The sequence below is a fragment of the Streptomyces sp. NPDC001796 genome, from assembly GCF_042892355.1.
GTDB lineage: Bacteria > Actinomycetota > Actinomycetes > Streptomycetales > Streptomycetaceae > Streptomyces.
Window position 1 is genome coordinate 36,742 of the sequence record NZ_JBIAUC010000005.1, and the last position, 17,952, is coordinate 54,693.

At 71.8% G+C, this 17,952-nt stretch carries 18 protein-coding genes and 2 pseudogenes; 13 read left to right on the plus strand and 7 right to left on the minus strand.

Features of this window, described 5'->3' with window-relative positions:
• Nucleotides 1-23: 23 nt before the first annotated feature.
• Nucleotides 24-863, minus strand: a complete 840-nt coding sequence (locus tag ACFYZE_RS12265; RefSeq protein ID WP_388991515.1) for a glutamate ABC transporter substrate-binding protein — start codon at nucleotides 861-863, stop codon at nucleotides 24-26.
• Nucleotides 864-1,022: 159 nt separating this feature from the next.
• Nucleotides 1,023-1,799: an amino acid ABC transporter ATP-binding protein gene (locus tag ACFYZE_RS12270; RefSeq protein ID WP_388991517.1), complete on the minus strand. Its 777-nt coding sequence runs from the start codon at nucleotides 1,797-1,799 to the stop codon at nucleotides 1,023-1,025.
• A 358-nt stretch (nucleotides 1,800-2,157) separates the two neighbouring features.
• On the opposite strand from ACFYZE_RS12270, the gene ACFYZE_RS12275 reads away from it, so the two are divergent.
• Together ACFYZE_RS12275 and ACFYZE_RS12280 are read left to right on the plus strand one after the other, a co-directional pair.
• Complete coding sequence (locus tag ACFYZE_RS12275) at nucleotides 2,158-2,844, plus strand: response regulator transcription factor (RefSeq protein ID WP_103843240.1); 687 nt, start codon at nucleotides 2,158-2,160, stop codon at nucleotides 2,842-2,844.
• Nucleotides 2,845-2,853: 9 nt separating this feature from the next.
• Entirely contained in the window at nucleotides 2,854-4,275 is a 1,422-nt protein-coding gene (locus ACFYZE_RS12280; protein WP_388991519.1) for an ATP-binding protein, read from the plus strand.
• 145 nt (nucleotides 4,276-4,420) lie between these two features.
• Here ACFYZE_RS12280 and ACFYZE_RS12285 read toward each other — a convergent pair whose 3' ends face one another.
• Complete coding sequence (locus ACFYZE_RS12285; protein ID WP_388991521.1) at nucleotides 4,421-5,419, minus strand: TAXI family TRAP transporter solute-binding subunit; 999 nt, start codon at nucleotides 5,417-5,419, stop codon at nucleotides 4,421-4,423.
• A 95-nt stretch (nucleotides 5,420-5,514) separates the two neighbouring features.
• Here ACFYZE_RS12285 and ACFYZE_RS12290 point away from each other — a divergent pair, with 95 nt between their 5' ends.
• From ACFYZE_RS12290 to tatA, 4 genes are all read left to right on the plus strand, one after another.
• Nucleotides 5,515-5,919: a hypothetical protein gene (locus ACFYZE_RS12290; RefSeq protein WP_388991523.1), complete on the plus strand. Its 405-nt coding sequence runs from the start codon at nucleotides 5,515-5,517 to the stop codon at nucleotides 5,917-5,919.
• 106 nt (nucleotides 5,920-6,025) lie between these two features.
• Nucleotides 6,026-6,382 carry an ArsR/SmtB family transcription factor gene (locus ACFYZE_RS12295; protein WP_388991525.1) on the plus strand — a complete coding sequence of 119 codons (357 nt, stop codon included), beginning with the start codon at nucleotides 6,026-6,028 and terminating at the stop codon, nucleotides 6,380-6,382.
• Entirely contained in the window at nucleotides 6,372-8,933 is a 2,562-nt protein-coding gene (gene mgtA / locus ACFYZE_RS12300) for a magnesium-translocating P-type ATPase (RefSeq protein WP_388991527.1), read from the plus strand. The genes ACFYZE_RS12295 and mgtA overlap by 11 nt, the downstream gene beginning before the upstream one ends.
• Nucleotides 8,934-9,089: 156 nt before the next feature.
• Nucleotides 9,090-9,347, plus strand: a complete 258-nt coding sequence (gene tatA / locus ACFYZE_RS12305) for a Sec-independent protein translocase subunit TatA (protein ID WP_388991529.1) — start codon at nucleotides 9,090-9,092, stop codon at nucleotides 9,345-9,347.
• An 11-nt stretch (nucleotides 9,348-9,358) separates the two neighbouring features.
• On the opposite strand, the gene ACFYZE_RS12310 is transcribed toward tatA, so the two are convergent.
• Both ACFYZE_RS12310 and ACFYZE_RS12315 read right to left on the minus strand, forming a co-directional pair.
• Nucleotides 9,359-9,589: a hypothetical protein gene (locus ACFYZE_RS12310; protein ID WP_388991531.1), complete on the minus strand. Its 231-nt coding sequence runs from the start codon at nucleotides 9,587-9,589 to the stop codon at nucleotides 9,359-9,361.
• A gap of 87 nt (nucleotides 9,590-9,676) precedes the next feature.
• On the minus strand, nucleotides 9,677-10,471 hold the full coding sequence (locus ACFYZE_RS12315) for an SGNH/GDSL hydrolase family protein (protein WP_388991533.1): 795 nt from the start codon (nucleotides 10,469-10,471) through the stop codon (nucleotides 9,677-9,679).
• Nucleotides 10,472-10,817: 346 nt separating this feature from the next.
• On the opposite strand from ACFYZE_RS12315, the pseudogene ACFYZE_RS12320 reads away from it, so the two are divergent.
• The 4 genes and pseudogenes from ACFYZE_RS12320 to ACFYZE_RS12335 all read left to right on the plus strand — a co-directional run.
• Nucleotides 10,818-11,175: pseudogene (locus ACFYZE_RS12320) on the plus strand (alpha/beta fold hydrolase); the annotation flags it as partial.
• Nucleotides 11,176-11,280: 105 nt separating this feature from the next.
• A pseudogene (locus ACFYZE_RS12325) lies at nucleotides 11,281-11,889 on the plus strand (carbohydrate ABC transporter permease); the annotation flags it as partial.
• Entirely contained in the window at nucleotides 11,886-13,415 is a 1,530-nt protein-coding gene (gene miaB, locus ACFYZE_RS12330; protein ID WP_388991535.1) for a tRNA (N6-isopentenyl adenosine(37)-C2)-methylthiotransferase MiaB, read from the plus strand. The pseudogene ACFYZE_RS12325 and the gene miaB, both read left to right, overlap by 4 nt.
• A gap of 50 nt (nucleotides 13,416-13,465) precedes the next feature.
• Nucleotides 13,466-14,176, plus strand: coding sequence for a class III extradiol dioxygenase subunit B-like domain-containing protein (locus ACFYZE_RS12335; RefSeq protein WP_388991537.1), 711 nt, complete (start codon nucleotides 13,466-13,468; stop codon nucleotides 14,174-14,176).
• 123 nt (nucleotides 14,177-14,299) lie between these two features.
• Here the strand turns inward: ACFYZE_RS12335 and ACFYZE_RS12340 are convergent, their stop codons facing one another.
• Nucleotides 14,300-14,551: an antitoxin gene (locus tag ACFYZE_RS12340; protein ID WP_388991539.1), complete on the minus strand. Its 252-nt coding sequence runs from the start codon at nucleotides 14,549-14,551 to the stop codon at nucleotides 14,300-14,302.
• A gap of 25 nt (nucleotides 14,552-14,576) precedes the next feature.
• Nucleotides 14,577-14,840 (minus strand): hypothetical protein, encoded by a 264-nt coding sequence (locus tag ACFYZE_RS12345; RefSeq protein WP_388991541.1) that lies wholly within the window; start codon nucleotides 14,838-14,840, stop codon nucleotides 14,577-14,579.
• Nucleotides 14,841-15,022: 182 nt separating this feature from the next.
• Here ACFYZE_RS12345 and miaA point away from each other — a divergent pair, with 182 nt between their 5' ends.
• The 3 genes from miaA (at nucleotide 15,023) to dapF (ending at nucleotide 17,511) form a co-directional block, all read left to right on the plus strand.
• The gene (gene miaA / locus ACFYZE_RS12350) at nucleotides 15,023-15,961 is read left to right on the plus strand and encodes a tRNA (adenosine(37)-N6)-dimethylallyltransferase MiaA (RefSeq protein WP_388991543.1); all 939 of its coding nucleotides are present in this window, start codon (nucleotides 15,023-15,025) and stop codon (nucleotides 15,959-15,961) included.
• 107 nt (nucleotides 15,962-16,068) lie between these two features.
• Nucleotides 16,069-16,557, plus strand: coding sequence for a hypothetical protein (locus ACFYZE_RS12355; protein ID WP_388992400.1), 489 nt, complete (start codon nucleotides 16,069-16,071; stop codon nucleotides 16,555-16,557).
• Nucleotides 16,558-16,641: 84 nt separating this feature from the next.
• Nucleotides 16,642-17,511 (plus strand): diaminopimelate epimerase, encoded by an 870-nt coding sequence (dapF, locus tag ACFYZE_RS12360; protein ID WP_388991545.1) that lies wholly within the window; start codon nucleotides 16,642-16,644, stop codon nucleotides 17,509-17,511.
• The last annotated feature ends 441 nt before the right edge of the window (nucleotides 17,512-17,952 follow it).

Consider the following 17,952-nt stretch of genomic DNA (forward strand, 5'->3'; position numbering starts at 1 on the left):
GGCGGCGCACCCGGCGGCCCTGCTTACTTGACGATGTTGCCGATCTTCGGCGCGGGCTCGTACTTGTAGTTCGCGGGGCCGAAGTTCTTCTCCACGGCCGTCTTCCACGAACCGTCCGAGACCATCTTCTCCAGGGCGGCGTTGATCTTCGCCTTCAGGTCGCTGCCCTTCTTGACGCCGATGCCGTAGTTCTCGTTGGTCATCTTGAAGCCGCCGAGCTTGAACTTGCCCTTGAACGCGGCCTGGGAGGCGTAACCGGCGAGGATCGAGTCATCGGTGGTCAGCGCGTCGACGGCACCGTTCTGCAGACCCGTCAGGCAGGCCGAGTACGTCGGGTACTGCAGCAGGTTGGCCTTTGGGGCGAGCTTGTCGTGGACGTTCTGCGCCGAGGTCGAGCCCGTCACCGAACACAGCTTCTTGGAGTTCAGGTCCGCGGGCGACTTGATGGAGTTGTCGTCGGCACGGATCAGCACGTCCTGGTGGGCGAGCAGGTACGGGCCGGCGAAGTCGACCTTCTCCTGGCGCTTCGGGGTGATCGAGTACGTGGCGGCGATGAAGTCGACGTCACCGCGCTGCAGCATGGTCTCGCGGTCGGCGCTCTTCGACTCCTTCCACTCGATCTGGTCGGCGTTGTAGCCGAGCTGCTTGGCGACGTACGTGGCGACGTCCACGTCGAAGCCGGTGTAGCCCTGCGGCGTCTTCTGGCCGAGGCCCGGCTGGTCGAACTTGATGCCGATCTTGATCGTCTTGCCGCCGCCGGAGGACGAGCCGCCGTCGCTCTTCTTGTCCGACCCGCAGGCGGTGGCGGCGGTGGCGAGAGCGAGGACGACGGCCGTGGCCGCGGTGACCTTGCGGAGCTTCATGGTGAACATCCTTTGCGTGGTGAAGAAGATGCGGACCGGGGACCGGCGCCCGTCAGGCGGGCCGTCGGCGGCGGTGACGCGGCCGTGCGGGGTGTCGGCGGTGGGACGCTCGGGGTGCGCGGACGGAGGACGCGGGCGGATGGCGTCCGGCGCGGAGCCTCAGTGGTGCAGGATCTTCGACAGGAAGTCCTTCGCGCGGTCGCTGCGCGGATTGCTGAAGAACTGGTCCGGAGTGGCCTCTTCGACGATGCGCCCGTCCGCCATGAAGACCACCCGATTGGCGGCCGACCGGGCGAAGCCCATCTCATGGGTGACCACCACCATGGTCATGCCGTCCCGGGCGAGCTGCTGCATGACCTCCAGGACCTCGTTGATCATCTCGGGGTCCAGGGCCGAGGTCGGCTCGTCGAAGAGGATGACCTTGGGGTCCATCGCCAGCGCGCGGGCGATCGCCACGCGCTGCTGCTGGCCGCCGGAGAGCTGGGCGGGGTACTTGTCCGCCTGGGTGCCGACGCCCACCCGGTCGAGCAGCGCGCGCGCCTTCTCCTCGGCCTTCTGCTTGTCGGTTCTGCGGACCTTGATCTGGCCCAGCATCACGTTCTCGAGCACCGTCTTGTGCGCGAAGAGGTTGAAGGACTGGAAGACCATGCCGACGTCGGCGCGCAGCCGGGCCAGCTCCTTGCCCTCCTGGGGCAGCGGCCTGCCGTCGATCAGGATCTCGCCCGCGTCGATGGTCTCCAGGCGGTTGATGGTGCGGCACAGGGTGGACTTGCCGGACCCGGAGGGGCCGATGACCACGACGACTTCACCACGCGCGATGGTCAGGTCGATGTCCTGGAGCACGTGCAACGCGCCGAAGTGCTTGTTGACGCTCTTCAGAACGACCAGTTCGTCGGTCGCGGCCACCGAGTCCTTGGCCACCGATACTTCGGTCATGTGCTCACTGGCTCCGTCCTCACTCGGTTTCGGAGGACAGTAGTGAGGCCGCACGACCAGCGTCATTACATCTGAGGGAGATCTGAGCATCACAATCCGGTAGCGGCCGGACACGAGTCGTAGCGAACCCGGCCGACCGCGTACCGGCTGGGTAACGGAAGCCGCCCGCGACCCGAAGCCTCTTGACGGCGTCCTCGTTCATCGGCGTGACTTCCTTGGTGCACGCGCGCGTGCCCACGTGTTCGGGTGGGTGACGTCTTTCCGGTGCGGTGCGGGGGCGACGCCCTTGCGCACGCCGAGAGCGCACGGACCGTGAGGCCGGACAGACCGTAGGACCGAGGAACCGGAGGGGGCCGGCATGAGACTGCTTCTCGTCGAGGACGACAACCACGTCGCGGCCGCCCTGTCCGCGGTCCTGGCCCGGCACGGTTTCGAGGTCACGCACGCCCGCAGTGGCGAGGAGGCACTCCAGGCGCTGGTCCCCGAGGGCGCCGGCTTCGGCGTCGTCCTCCTCGACCTGGGCCTGCCCGACCAGGACGGCTACGAGGTCTGCGCCAAGATCCGGAAGCGCACCGGCACCCCGGTGATCATGGTCACCGCGCGCTCGGACGTGCGGTCCCGGATCCACGGCCTGAACCTCGGCGCCGACGACTACGTGGTCAAGCCGTACGACACCGGGGAACTGCTCGCGCGCATCCACGCGGTCAGCCGCCGCACCCCGCACCTGGACGACACCGGCGCCACCGAGACCGCGCTGCGCCTCGGCCCCGTGCACATCGAGTTCCCCACCCGCCGCGTCAGCGTGGACGGCTCCGTCGTCCAGCTGACCCGTAAGGAGTTCGACCTGCTCGCCCTGCTGGCCCAGCGCCCCGGTGTGGTGTTCCGGCGTGAGCAGATCATCAGCGAGGTGTGGCAGACCAGTTGGGAGGGGACCGGGCGCACCCTGGAGGTGCACGTCGCCTCCCTGCGCTCCAAGCTGCGCATGCCCGCGCTGATCGAGACCGTGCGCGGCGTCGGGTACCGGCTCGTCGCCCCGGCCGCGTAGCGGGTACGGGTGCGCACACGTCTCCTTCCGCTGCTCATCGTCCTGATGGCGGCCGTGCTGCTCGCGCTCGGTCTGCCTCTCGCGGTGAGCCTCGCGGCCGCGCAGCAGCAGCGGGTCGTCGTCGACCGCATCGACGACACGGCGCGCTTCGCCGCACTCGCACAGTTCGTCACCGACCGGCCCACCGGCTCCCGGGCCGACGTCACGGACGAGCGCGGCGAGACCCTGGCCGGCGAACTGCGCATGTACTACAGCGTGTACGGCATCCGGGCCGGCGTCTTCTACCGCGACGACACGCCCATGGCCAACGCGCCGGGGGACTGGTTCCTGCCCGAGAAGGGTGAGGGACGCGACGCCTTCAACGAGGCCCTGCTCGGGCGGCGCAGCCACGATCCCGAACAGGTCTGGCCCTGGCAGCGCACCCGGCTCGTGGTCGCCTCTCCGGTCATCCGCGACGGCGACGTCGTCGCGGTCGTCGTCACCGACTCGCCCACCGGGCAGATGCGGTCGAGGATCCTGCACGGCTGGCTGTTCATCGGCGCCGGGGAGGTCGCCGCGATGCTGCTCGCCGTCGGCGCGGCGCTGCGGCTGACCGGATGGGTGCTCAGGCCGGTGCGGGTCCTGGACGCGACGACCCACGACATAGCGACCGGACGCCTGAAGTCCAGGGTCGCGGCGGCGGGCGGGCCGCCGGAACTGAGGCGCCTTGCCCGGTCGTTCAACGAGATGGCGGACAACGTCGAGCAGGTCCTCGAGCAGCAGCGCGCCTTCGTCGCCGACGCCTCCCACCAGTTGCGCAATCCGCTGGCGGCGCTGCTGCTGCGCATCGAACTGCTCGCGTTGGAACTGCCGGAGGACAACGAGGAGATCGCCTCGGTGCGCACCGAGGGCAAGCGCCTCGCGCAGGTCCTGGACGATCTGCTGGACCTGGCGCTCGCCGAGCACGCCGAGGCGGACCTCAGGCTCACCGACATCGGCGCGCTGACCGCAGAGCGGGTCGCCGCCTGGCGGCCGGCCGCCGAGGCCAAGGGCGTACGGCTGACCGGCACCTGCCCGGCCACCACGGCCTGTGCGGACCCCGTGACCCTGTCCAGCGCCCTGGACGCGGTCATCGACAACGCGGTGAAGTTCACGCCCGCTGGCCAGAGCGTGGAAGTGGAGGTCGCGGCAGCCGGCGACACCGCCACGGTGGTGGTCACCGACGGCGGCCCCGGCCTCAGCGACGAGGAACTCTCACGTGTCGGCGACCGCTTCTGGCGCAGCGCCGCCCACCAGAACGTCAAGGGCTCCGGCCTCGGCCTGTCGATCACCCAGACGCTGCTGGCGGCGGGCGGGGGCTCGATCTCGTACGCGCATCACGAGCCGCAGGGCCTCAGGGTGACGGTGTCGCTTCCGCGGACGGCGACGGGGGCGGGGCGCGCCGGGTTTTGAGGGACGTCGCGGTCGGGGCAGGGCGCTACCGGCCTGTCCTGCGTTCGGGCACGAGGCGGTTGAGGCCGATCGGGGCTCTGGAGGCGAAGCCCCGACGACGGCGAGCCGACCTCGGGGCGTGGCTCGTCGCTTCCGGCGCCCCGAACTACGGCTTCACCGACCGGTAGTACCGCCGTGCGCCTTCGTGCAGTTCCAGCGGGTCCGTGTAGATCGCCGTGCGCAGATCCACCAGCTGTGCCGCATGCACCTGCGCACCGATCCGGTCCCGGCTGTCGATGACCACGCGGGTCAGCTCGTCGGTCAGGTCGGCGTTCATGTCCTGACGTGTGACGAGGAGGTTGGCGACGGCCACGGTCTGCACGGAGACGCCCTGCTGCGCCTCCGGATACGCGTCGGCGGGCATCACCGCGGCCCGGTAGTAGCGGGACGCGCCGCCCTGCGCGTGCAGCTTCGCCACCAGGTCGCCGCCGATCGGCACCAGCCGGATGGGGAAGTGCTGCGACAGATCCGTGATCGCGCCGGTGGGCAGCCCGCCCGACCAGAAGAACGCGTCGATCCGGTGCTGCCTCATCAGCCCGGGCATCGTCCCGATGCCGTCGGACAGCGGCGTGATGTCCCTCTCGGGGTCCAGCCCGGCCGCCCTCAGCACATGCTCCGCGATCAGCCGCACCCCGGAGCCGCCCGGTCCGACGGCGACCGAGCGGCCCTTCAGGTCCGCCACCGACCGCACGGGGGACGACTGCGGCACCACCAGGTGCACGTAGTCGTCGTACAGGCGGGCGCAGCCGCGCAGCCGGCCGGCGCCGGACCCGTTCTGAAGCCGGTACGTCTCCACCGCGTCGGCCGCCGCGATCGTGAAGTCCACCTGCCCGGTGGCCACCCGGCGCACGTTCTCCTGGGACCCGTCGCTGTTCTGCAGCCGTACGTCCAGCTGCGGCATGTCCCGGGCGATCGTCTGCCTCAGCAGGGTGCCGTACTTCTCGTAGACGCCGCTCGGGGTGCCCGTGCTGAAGGTGACCGTGCCGCTCGGGGACTCGTCGCCGATCGGCAGCAGCCACCACAGCAGCAGCCCGAGGACCGCGCACGCGGCCGCCGAGCCCAGCAGCGCGCGGCGTCTGCCGATACGGGGGAGTGCCTGAAGCATGCGCGCGATCCTGCCAGGCCGGCGCCCCTCTTACCAGGCCGGGACCGACCAGGGGAGGGCGCGGGGCGGGTGCCGGCGGACGGTAGGGTCGGCTGATGCGTCCTTCCCCCGCCTCCCTCGTCCGTGAGTTCCACCTCGCCTTCGGTCTCGACGTACGGTCCGAGCCGACGGAGGTCTCCCCGGAGCTGGCCGCGCACCGCGGTGAGCTGCTCGCCGAGGAGGCGGCGGAGGCCGCGGAGGTGTCCGTCACCGGCCCGCTCGACCGGCTGGCGCACGAGCTGGCCGACCTGGTGTACGTGGCGTACGGGACGGCCCTGGTGCACGGCATCGACCTCGACGCCGTCATCGCCGAGATCCACCGTGCCAACATGACGAAGATCGGCCCGGACGGCACGGTCTCGCGCCGGGCCGACGGCAAGGTCCTCAAGGGCGACCACTACCGCGCCCCTGACGTATCGGCGGTCCTGCGCCGCCAGGGCTGGGCGCCTGCGGAGCGGTAGGGACGGCACCGCCCCGGCGTCCGGCTCTGCGACCGCGGCCGAGGGCCCCGCCTAGACTGACCCCTTGCAAGGACGAGATGACCCCGGTGTGAACAGGAGGCCCGCGGTGACGGCAGTCGGCGGTGGTTTCGAGGATCCGTCCGCCGAGGTGTTGTCCCAGGCGGCCGCCGCCTTCGGGCTGTTGGCCTCGCCCGCGCGGCTGCACATCGTGTGGGCGCTCGCGCAGGGCGAGAGCGATGTCACCGGGCTCGCCGAGCGGGTCGGCGGCGCTCTGCCCGCCGTGAGCCAGCACCTGACGAAGCTCAAGCTCGCCGGACTCGTCGGCTCCCGGCGTGAGGGCCGCCGCCAGGTGTACTTCGTCGACGACGCGGACGTGGTGACCGTGGTGCGCCTCCTGGTCGGCCGGCTGACCGACCGTGCCGCCCGGGCGGACGTGCCGGCACCCCGGCTCCGTGGCCTCTGAGACCGCCGCGGCGCCGGCACCCCCGCCCGGTCCTGACCCCGGCGCCGGCGGCCCCACGTCCCTTCAGGAGCTGCGCCGTCTGGAGAGCAGTCTGCGCGGGCTCACCGAGGCGGAGGCGGAGGCCCGGCTCGGTGAGGCCGGGGAGAACGTGCTCCCCGAGGCCCGTACGACCTCCTGGGCCCGGCGCTTCGTCCGCGGGCTGCGCGACCCGTTCACCAGTGTGCTGCTCTGCCTCGGTCTGGTCTCGGCGACCGTCACCGCCTGGGGCACCGCCTGTGTGATCCTCTCCCTCGTCGTGGTCAGCTGCGTCCTGCGCGCCACCGGCGAGCACCGGGCCGACCGTTCCATGGCCGCGCTGCGCGAACTGGTCGCCACCACCGCGACCGTGGTGCGCCGACCGGAGGCGGACCGGCCGCCACGCGAGCGCGAGATACCGGCCGCCGAACTGGTGCCGGGCGACGTGATCCGGCTCGCGCCCGGCGACCTCGTCCCCGCCGACGTTCGGCTGCTGCGCGCCGGCGGCCTGACCGTGCACCAGGGGGCGCTCACCGGCGAGTCGGCGCCGGTCGCCAAGAGCGCGCCCGACGTCCCCGGCGCCTTCGGCGGCGGGCCCTTCGCCCAGCCCCATCTCTGCTTCCAGGGCAGCAGTGTGGCCTCCGGCAGCGGCACCGCGCTCGTCCTTCACACGGGCGCCCGGACCCGGTTCGCCCGGGCCCACGGCACGCCGGCCGCGCGTGGGGCGAGCGCCTTCGACCGGTCCGTGCACGGCATCTCCTGGGTGCTGATCCGGTTCATGCTGCTCACCCCGCCGCTGGTCCTCATGGCGGGTGCGGCGCTGCGCGGCCGGGGCCTTCAGACGCTGCCGTTCGCCGTGGCGGTCGCCGTCGGCCTCACCCCCGAGATGCTGCCGGTCATCGTCACCACCTGCCTGGCCCGCGGGGCCGCCCTGCTCGCCCGCAGCCAGGGAGTGATCGTCAAACGCCTGCCGGCACTGCACGACCTCGGCGCCGTCGACGTGCTGTGCCTGGACAAGACCGGCACCCTCACCCAGGACCGGCCGGTGGTCGAACGTGCCCTGGACGGGGACGGCAAGGACGCGCCCGAGGTGCTGCGCTGGGCGGCCGTCAGCGCCTGGTGGACCCTCCAGCTCGCCGACCTGCCCGCCCCCGACGCCCTGGACGAGGCGATCCTGGACGCGGCCGACGGCGCCTGGGAGGACTGCGAGGGCGTGGCCGCGCTGCCGTTCGACCCGGTCCGCCGGCGCGCCACCGCCGTGGTCCGCGGCGGCCTCGGCAGGCACGTCCTCGTCGTCAAGGGCGCCGCCGAGGACGTACTGGAGCGCTGCGCGCTGGAGCCCGCCGAGCGTGAGCGCCTGCTGGCACGGGCCGCGCGCGAGGCCGGCGACGGCCTCAGGGTGCTCGCGGTCGCCACCGCCGACCGCCCCGCTCGCACCCGCCCCTACACCGCCGCCGACGAACGCGGCCTGGCCTTCCGCGGCTTCGTCACCTTCCGGGACGCTCTCGCCCCGACCGCCGCCCGCGCCCTCAAGGACCTCGCCGCCCGCGGCGTCACCGTGCGGATCCTCACCGGCGATCACCTCGGCACCGCGGTCCGCGTCTGCCGCGACCTGGGGCTCGACCCCGGCCGGGCGCGCGCCGCGGGCGCCCCGGACGACGCCACCGCGACCGTCGTCGCCCGCTGCACCCCCGAGGACAAGGCCCGGATCGTCAGCGACCTGCGCGCGGCCGGGCACACGGTGGGCTTCCTCGGCGACGGTGTCAACGACGTGCCCGCGCTGCACGCCGCCGACGTGGGCGTCGCCCCGCGCGACGCCGTCGACGTGGCCCGCGAGAGCGCGGACGTCGTCCTCGCCTACAAGGACCTCACCGCGATCGACCACGCCGTCGCCGCCGGCCGTCACGCAAGCGGCAACATCGCCTCGTATCTGCGCGTCACGCTTTCGTCGAACCTCGGCAACGTCGTCGCGATGCTCGCCGCGGGCCTGCTGCTGCCCTTCCTGCCGATGCTCCCGGCCCAGGTCCTCGCCCAGAACCTGTGCTTCGACGCGGCCCAGCTCGCCTTCGCCTACGACCGCCCCGCGGCTCGGGCTCTCGCCCGGCCCACCGTGCTGAAGCCGCGTGACTTCCTTCGCTTCATCACCGGCTTCGGACTGCTCAACGCGGTCGCCGACCTCGCCACCTTCGGCGTCCTGGCGCTCGCGCTGCACGGGCCGGACGCGCTCGACGACGAGGCGGTGTTCCACTCGGCGTGGTTCACGGAGAACCTGCTCACCCAGGCCCTGGTGATGCTGCTGCTGAGGTCCGGCCGGCGTGTCGCGGAGGGACGCGCGCCGGGCCCGCTCGGGCGGGCCGCGGCCGTTCTGGCCGCCGCGGGACTCCTGCTGCCGCTGTCCCCGCTGGGTTCCGCGCTCGGCCTGACCGCGCTGCCGGTGGCGTACTACCTGCTGCTCGCCGCCGTCCTCGCCCTGTACGCGCTCGCCCTGTGGGCGGTCAAAGCGCGCTACGAACGACGGTCCGGCGCGCAGCGCTGACCGGCCGGTCGGGTGCCGTCAGTTTCCGCACGATTCGCCTTCGGCTCGGTTTCGCCGCCGACCGCGGGTTGTACAGTTGCGCAACGTAGCAACCGACATGGCACGGGCGAGCGGCGAGAGGCGTCCTCGGCCGACGCGAGGAAGGGCGGGCGCGTCATGCTCCGTAACGGACTGGAACCCTGGCACCTGCTGATCGTGGCGATCGTCGTCATCGTGCTGTTCGGGTCGAAGAAGCTTCCCGACACCGCCCGGGCGCTGGGCAAGTCGATGCGCATCCTCAAGAGCGAGGCGAAGGCGATGAAGGACGACAACGCGTCCGCGCCCGCCGCCTCCGCGCCCACTCCGGTGGAGCCGACGGCCGTCCGGACCTCCACGGAGACGGTCGCGGAGCGGCCGCCGGCCGCCGCCGGCTGAGGGCGCGCCCGTCAGGGACTGGCGCTGTCGTAGCCGTAGGCCAGCGGCTCGCTGTTCACGCCGAGCTGGCGCCGGTAGACGTACAGCGCATCCACGCTTACGCCGTCCGCCGGGGACTCGACCCGGCACGGGTACGTCACCTGCAGTACCGAGGGCCGGCCCGCGACCTGCATGCGCAGGCCGTCGGCCGGCCCTCCGGCGAGCACCGCCGTCTCCCATTTCGTCGCGACATGAAGATCCATGTCTGAACTTTAGAGTTGCGCAACCGCTGAAGTGTTGTGAGGTGCGCCACTGGTCCGGTGCCGGACGATGCGGCGGCTCGCCTGCGATCAGCTGTTGGCGTTGAGAACGGGGTAGTAGCCGTTCGCGTGCCCCGTGGCGGTGGGGTGGTACGACTCCCAGCTCGGCGAGGCCACCAGGGAGTGCAGCCAGCCGTCGCCGGAGCACAGCTCATGGCCCTTGAAGGCGGTGCGCACATCGCCGAAGACGAAGCCGTGGGCGGCGGACCGCTCGGCGATGACGCCGTCCAGGACGTCCGCGGCCTCGTCGATCTTGCGGTGCTTGGTGTCGCTGAGGCCGACGCAGAAGACGTCGAGGGTGTACATGTGCGGGTAACCCAGCACGACCACCCTGGCGTTGGGCGCCTTGGCGCGGATCGCGTCGTAGGTGGCGTCCAGGCGGGCGGGCAGCGTGTTCCGGGCGTAGCTCTCGGCCTGGTCGACGCGGCTGACGCAGTCGGAGTCCGAGCCGGTCACACAGGTGGTCATGACGTCCGAGAAGCCCGCGTCATTGCCGCCCACGGTGAGCGAGACGAGCCCGGTGCCGGAGTTCAGCGGGCCGAGCTGGCTGCCCGTCACATCCGTGGTGGCCGCGCCCGAGCAGGAGGTGTCGGCGAACGAGGACGGCGCGTGGGCGTTCTTCCACAGGTAGGGGTAGGCGTTGAAGCTTCGGTGGCAGTCGGCGCTCGAACTGTCGTAGTTTCCCGCGCCGTTGCCCGCCGAGTACGAGTCTCCCAGCGCGACGTACGCGGGTCCGGCGGCATGCGCCGGACCGGTGAGTACCAGGCTGAACATGATCGCGAGGCTCAGCGTGGCAAGGGCTGACAGTGACTTGATGCGTCTCACGAAACCTCCCAGAGCGGGAAAGCCGGCTCTCATGTGGTACAGCGGGCAACCACTCATGGGAAGTGTTCATGTCAAGAATTCTCCCTGTATAGGCCTCGCGTTCAGGGTTTGCCGGGGCGTGGTGGGACGCGGGTGCCTGTGCCCGGCGCCCGCCCGATTCCCCCGACCCGTCCGCACAACTGGGCGAACTGCGAGCCGGCTTCCAGAAGCTGCGCGGCTGGAACTCTGCACCCCGGGGCAAGCAGTGGTGCACTGCGCGGCAACCGGCGGTGCGGCGCTCGCCCTAGCGTGACCGGGTACCCAGCCATGTAACCCGATCCATCCGGAAATTGAGGAAAAGCAGCACATGCCGTACATCACCGTGGGCCAGGAGAACTCCACCGCCATCGACCTCTACTACGAGGACCACGGATCCGGACAGCCGGTCGTCCTCATCCACGGGTTCCCGCTCGACGGCCACTCCTGGGAGCGGCAGAGTGCCGTGCTGCTCGACGCCGGCTACCGCGTGATCACCTAACCGCCGTGGTTTCGGGCAGTCCAGCCAGCCGACGACCGGCTACGACTACGACACCTTCGCGGCCGACCTGAACACCGTGCTGGAGACGCTCGACGTGCGGGACGCCGTCCTCGTCGGGTTCTCGATGGGCACCGGTGAGGTCGCCTGCCGCGTACACCGCGGTGGGGACGACGGCGGCGCGCAGGTAGGCGAAGAGCGGGCGCAGGGCGTGCTCCAGGACCAGGGAGGTCGTGAAGCAACTGACCAGTGGGGGCGCCCGACTGAAGCAGGACACCCGCGACGTGGCCCTGCAGTGCTCTTCGGCGTCCTGATCACACAGATGGTGCCGGGCATAGCCGTGGCCAACGCCCTGTACGGCGCCTACAACGACCTCGGACTGCTCAACTCCTCCCTCGGACTGGTCCTCGCCGACTCCACCGCCGGGATCCCCTTCGCGATCATCATCCTGCGTTCGTTCATGCAGGGCATTCCCAGGGAGATCATCGAGGCCGCGCGCATGGACGGCGCCGGGAGGCTGCGCACCTTCGGCTCCGTGGTGCTCCCGCTCAGCCGCAACGCGCTGATCACCGCGGCTCTCCTCACCTTCCTCTTCGCCTGGAGCGACTTCCTCTTCGCCCTCACACTGACCACCAGGGAGACCGTGCGGCCGATCACCCTCGGCATCTACGAGTACATCGGCGCGCACACGAACCAGTGGAACGCCATCATGGCCACCGCGGTCCTGGCATCCGCCCCGGCGGCCGTGCTGCTCGTCATCGCCCAGCGCCACGTCACCGCCGGTGCCACGAGCGGGGCCGTCAAGCAAGGGACGGTCCCGTCTCCGTCCGGGCCGTCGGGGCAGTGCGCTCCGGCGCACGGCCCGGACAGGGCTCTTCGAGTACCGCCTACCCTTGTTCCATGACCAGCAGCAGCGACCGGAGCCCCGCAGTGGACGTTCACGCACCCAAGAGCTATGAGATCCGCACCTACGGGTGCCAGATGAACGTCCACGATTCCGAGCGATTGGCCGGGCTGCTCGAAGAGGCCGGGTACGTGCGCGCGCCCGAGGGGGCGGACGGCGACGCGGACGTGGTCGTCTTCAACACCTGCGCCGTGCGGGAGAACGCCGACAACCGGCTCTACGGCAACCTCGGCCGTCTCGCGCCGAAGAAGGCCGTCCGGCCCGGCATGCAGATCGCCGTCGGCGGCTGCCTGGCGCAGAAGGACCGCGACACCATCGTGAGGAAGGCGCCCTGGGTGGACGTCGTCTTCGGTACGCACAACATCGGCAAGCTGCCCGTGCTGCTGGAGCGCGCCCGCGTGCAGCAGGAGGCGCAGGTCGAGATCGCCGAGTCGCTGGAGGCGTTCCCGTCGACGCTGCCGACACGGCGTGAGAGCGCGTACGCGGCCTGGGTGTCGATCTCCGTCGGCTGCAACAACACCTGCACCTTCTGTATCGTCCCGGCGCTGCGCGGCAAGGAGAAGGACCGCCGCCCCGGCGACATCCTCGCCGAGGTGGAGGCCCTGGTCGCCGAGGGTGTCTCCGAGATCACGCTGCTCGGGCAGAACGTGAACGCCTATGGCTCCGACATCGGCGACAGGGAGGCCTTCAGCAAGCTGCTGCGTGCCTGCGGGAAGATCGACGGCCTGGAGCGCGTCCGCTTCACCTCCCCGCACCCGCGCGACTTCACCGACGACGTCATCGCGGCCATGGCGGAGACGCCGAACGTGATGCCGCAGCTGCACATGCCGCTGCAGTCCGGCTCGGACGCCGTGCTGAAGGCGATGCGCCGGTCCTACCGCCAGGAGCGCTACCTGGGGATCATCGAGAAGGTCCGGGCCGCCATCCCGCACGCCGCGATCACCACCGACATCATCGTCGGCTTCCCCGGGGAGACCGAGGAGGACTTCGAGCAGACGCTGCACGTGGTGCGCGAGGCGCGCTTCGCGCAGGCGTTCACCTTCCAGTACTCCAAGCGGCCCGGCACCCCGGCCGCCGAGATGGAGAACCAGATCCCCAAGGAGGTCGTCCAGGCGCGCTACGAGCGGCTCGTCGCCCTCCAGGAGGAGATCTCCTGGGAGGAGAACAAGAAGCAGGTCGGCCGCACCCTGGAGCTGATGGTCGCCGAGGGTGAGGGGCGCAAGGACGGCGCCACCCACCGGCTGTCCGGCCGCGCCCCCGACAACCGCCTGGTCCACTTCACCAAGCCGGAGCAGGAGGTGCGCCCGGGTGACGTGGTGACCGTCGAGGTGACCTACGCCGCCCCGCACCACCTCCTCGCCGAGGGGCCCGTCCTCGACGTGCGCCGCACGCGGGCGGGCGACGCGTGGGCCAAGCGGAACGCGGCGGAGACCGCCAAGCCGGCCGGCGTGATGCTGGGTCTGCCGAAGGTCGGCGCGCCCGCGCCGCTGCCGGTGGCCACCGCCGGCGCCTGCGGCTGCGACTGACGCCACCATCACCGCCGTACGCGGCCTCCGGCCCGGTTAGGCTGCGGATCATGCTTGTCGCCGCCGCCGTCTGCCCCTGTCCGCCCCTGCTCGTGCCCGAGGTCGCCGCGGGTGCGGCGCCCGAACTGGACGGCGCCCGTGCCGCCTGCAAGGACGCGCTGGGTGTGCTCGCCGCCGCCCGCCCCGACCGGCTCGTGGTCGTCGGGCCCGCGGGGGAGGGCGAGGAGGGCACCTACGCGGAGGGCGCGCGGGGGTCGTTCCGGGGCTTCGGTGTGGACGTCGTTGTGCGGTTGGGCGCGGGCGGCACCGCTCAGGAGCGTGAGCTTCCGCCGTCGCTCGCGGTCGCCGCGTGGCTGCTGGAGCGCACGCGCTGGGCCTGCGCGCCCGTAGAGGGGATGGGAGTCCCGGAACTCCTCACTCCCGAGCGGTGCGCCGAGGTCGGAGCCGGGCTCGCCGCCCAGGCCGGGCGGACGGCCCTGCTCGTCATGGGCGACGCCAGCGCGTGCCGGTCGGTGAAGGCACCGGGCTACCTGGACGAGCGCGCGGCCGGCTTCGACGCGGAGGTCGCGCGGGCGTTGGGCGCGGCGGACGTGACGGCCCTGAGGTCCCTCGACCCGGCCCTGGCCCACGAACTGCGGGCCCGCGGCCGGGTCCCCTGGCAGATCCTCGCGGGCGCGGCGGAAGGCGTGCGCCTGTCCGGCAGCCTGCTGTACGACGAGGCGCCGTACGGCGTGGGGTACGTGGTGGCCGCCTGGTCGTAGCGTTCCTGTGAGCGCGGCCGCCGGGCTCGGGAAGCTCTGCCGGGTACCGCGAAACGACGGACGGCCGGGAGGCCGTGGCCCCGCGGCCGTCCGCCGATGGGTGACGCGCTGTCCGGAGCGTGTTCAGGAGGCCGAAGGCGGCTGTGGTGTCTCCGGGGGCGCCGCTTCGCCGGTCGACGGGCCGCCGTCCCCGTGGGCGAGGCGCTCCACCGCGTGCTTCGCCTTGTCCGTGCCCGTGTGGATCTTGTCGCTGTACTTGCCCTTGGTCCGTTCGTCGATCATCTTCGCGGCCTTGTCGAGGCCGCGGTCGACCTTGTCCTCGTGCTGCTGCGCGAGGCCCGAGACCTTGGCTTTCAGGTTGTCCACGAGGCCCATGGTCCACCTTCCCTGGCTCAAGCGATTACGTACGGGCGCCCTCGTCGGCCTCTTCGTCGGCGGCCTTCTCGGCGGACTGCTGCTTCGGGATCCCGACCCCGTCGGCGGCGGCCTCCGCGCTCTTGTGCGGCACGCCCTCCGGCTTCCCGTCGGACTCGGCCGCGCCCGCGTCCTCCACCTCGTCCGTCGCCGCCTCGGCACCCTCGACCGCCTGCGCGGTCTCCGCCTCGGCCGACCGGTCCTCCTCCGTCGTCCTCGACCTCCGGAGAAGCCGTGCAAAAACGCCCATATCCACTCCATACGTTACTCGTGCGGGCGAAATACCGCGTAGCCCGGTGCGTCCCGTTGCGTCGCCCCGGGTCACCCGTTCTCGAACCGGCGACCGGAACCACGCAACAGGCAACGACCCCCCGAGCGGGGCGTCACGTAACTCGTTCGAGGCGGGGTGCGGAGGTTTGCGAGACTGTTGCGGTGAGTAGTGCAGCCCCCGCGCCGCGGGTCATCGCCGTCGTCGGTCCGACCGCGGCCGGAAAGTCCGATCTGGGAGTATTCCTGGCCCAGCAGCTCGGCGGGGAGGTCGTCAACGCCGACTCCATGCAGCTCTACCGGGGGATGGACATCGGCACCGCCAAGCTGACGCCCGAGGAGCGCGGCGGTGTCCCGCACCACCTGCTGGACATCTGGGACGTGACGGTCACGGCGTCCGTCGCCGAGTACCAGCGCCTCGCCCGCGCCCGTATCGACGCGCTGCTCGCCGAGGGCCGCTGGCCCGTCCTGGTGGGCGGCTCGGGGCTGTACGTGCGCGGCGCGGTCGACAACCTGGAGTTCCCCGGCACCGACCCCGAGGTGCGCGCCCGGCTCGAGGAGGAGCTGGCCCTGCGCGGCTCCGGAGCACTCCACGCGCGCCTGGCCGCCGCCGACCCGGAGGCCGCCCGGGCGATCCTGCCCGGCAACGGCCGCCGGATCGTCCGGGCCCTGGAGGTCATCGAGATCACCGGCCGGCCCTTCACCGCCAATCTGCCGGGTCACGACTCGGTCTACGACACGGTCCAGATCGGCGTCGACGTCAGCCGACCCGAGCTCGACGACCGGATCGCGCGCCGGGTCGACCGGATGTGGGAGGCGGGTCTCGTGGACGAGGTACGGGCGCTGGAGGCGCAGGGCCTGCGCGAGGGGCGTACGGCGTCGCGTGCGCTCGGATATCAGCAGGTGCTCACGGCGCTCGCGGGGGAGTGCACGCTGGAAGAGGCGCGCGCCGAGACCGTACGCGCCACCAAGCGCTTCGCGCGCCGTCAGGACTCCTGGTTCCGCCGGGACCCGCGCGTGCACTGGCTCAGCGGGGCCGCGGACGACCTCCGGGAACTTCCGCACCTCGCGCTGGCGTTGATCGAACGACCGGTTACAGCCTGATCACGTGATGGCATCGGGACGCTCCGGCCGTCATCCTGGCCTCATGCGACATGCCATCATCGAGCTTCGATCGACCAAGTGAGTCCGAGTTGGGAGGGCGCGTGGCGATGGAGGCCGGCCCTCGCGACACCGCGGAAGGCGCGCAGCACGGGACCGCGCAGGACGAGGACCCAAGGCTCAGTTCCGACGGTCCCGACGAGGAGCTTGCGGGCGGCGTGACCGCCGACGGGCCGGACATGGACGAGCTGTCCACCGGGCTCGAGGTCGAGGTCGAGCTGCGCCCGCAGCGCCGGCTGCGGATCTGGCAGCTCGCCCCCATCGTGGGGCTGGCCGCGGTCGGCTCCCTGATGTTCGCCTTCCCACTGGCGTTCGAGTTCGGCGACGGCGGCGCCGTGGTCGCCATGCTCGGACTGCTGATCTGCTCGTGCGCGGCGGGCTGGGGCATGATGGCCGCGCGGCGCGTCGGTCACACATGGCCCGGCCTGCCGCAGCGCGGCTCCGGACGGCGCCCGGACTGGCGTGTCGTCCTCGGGTACGCCGTGGTGGTCGTCGCGGTCGTCGCGCTGGCCGTGTGGCGCGTGGCCCGGCTGCGCTGACCACCGTCGCCGGACGCGGCTGACGCCGCCGTCCTGCCGACCGCGCCGTACGCCGCTGTCGTACCCGCACCGTACGATCGAGGAATGAGCACGCGGATCGCCTTCCTCAAGGGCCACGGCACGGAGAACGACTTCGTGATCATCCCGGACCCCGAGAACGTCATCGACCTGCCCCCGGCCGCCGTCGCCGCCCTGTGCGACCGCCGCGCGGGCATCGGCGGTGACGGTCTGCTGCACGTCGTGCGCTCCGCCGCGCATCCCGAGGCCGAGGAGATGGCCGGGGAAGCGGAGTGGTTCATGGACTACCGCAACAGCGACGGCTCGGTCGCGGAGATGTGCGGCAACGGCGTGCGGGTGTTCGCGCGCTACCTCCAGCGCGCCGGTCACGTGGCCGACGGGGATCTCGCGATCGCCACGCGCGGGGGTGTCAAGACCGTCCACCTCGCGAAGGACGGCGATGTGACCGTCGGCATGGGCCGGGCCGCCCTGCCCGCGGGGGAGGTCACGGTCAGCGTCGGCGAGCGCAGCTGGCCCGCGCGCAACGTGAACATGGGCAACCCGCACGCGGTCGCCTTCGTCGACGACCTCGCGCACGCGGGGAACCTGTTCGCCCCGCCCCCCTTCAGCCCGGCCTCCGCCTACCCGGACGGGGTGAACGTCGAGTTCGTGGTCGACCGCGCTCCTCGCCACGTCGCGATGCGCGTCCACGAGCGCGGCTCCGGGGAGACCCGCTCGTGCGGCACGGGCGCCTGCGCGGTGGCCGTCGCCACGGCCCGCCGCGACGGCGTGGACCCGGCCGTGACGGGCACGCCCGTGACGTACACCGTGGACGTCCCGGGCGGCACCCTGGTGATCACCGAGCGCCCGGACGGCGAGATCGAGATGACCGGCCCGGCGGTGATCGTCGCCGAGGGCGAGATCGACGCCGAGTGGCTGCGGACCGCGGCCGGCTGACACGCGGCTCGACGACGTCGTCGCGTGGGCCGAAGCCCCCGGGCGAACCGGCGGAGGAGACTCCCCTCGCTCCCGGCTGCCCGAACTCGAGCCCACGCGCCGCCCTTTGAGGGGGCGAACGGACGGCGCGCCGAAGCACGGCGTGGCACGCGAGCGGTGACGCGGCGCACCGCGCGGTGGCCGAAAAGGGCGCTCGGCCTTGCCGTCGTACGGCTCGGGATCGCAGCCCCAGCCGCTTCCGGCGTTCCGATCCCCAGCTCCGGGCCGGTGGAAACGCCGGAATCCATGGCTGAAGCGAATTCCCCTGGCGGAAACGCGTAAACCTTCAGGACATCGCTCGAATGGGTGATCCGTTTCACGCTCGGCGAGAGCCGGTCGGGCAGGCGTGATGGGCTCGATAGCATCAAGCACCGGCCGGGACGGGGGACCGTCGCGAGCCCC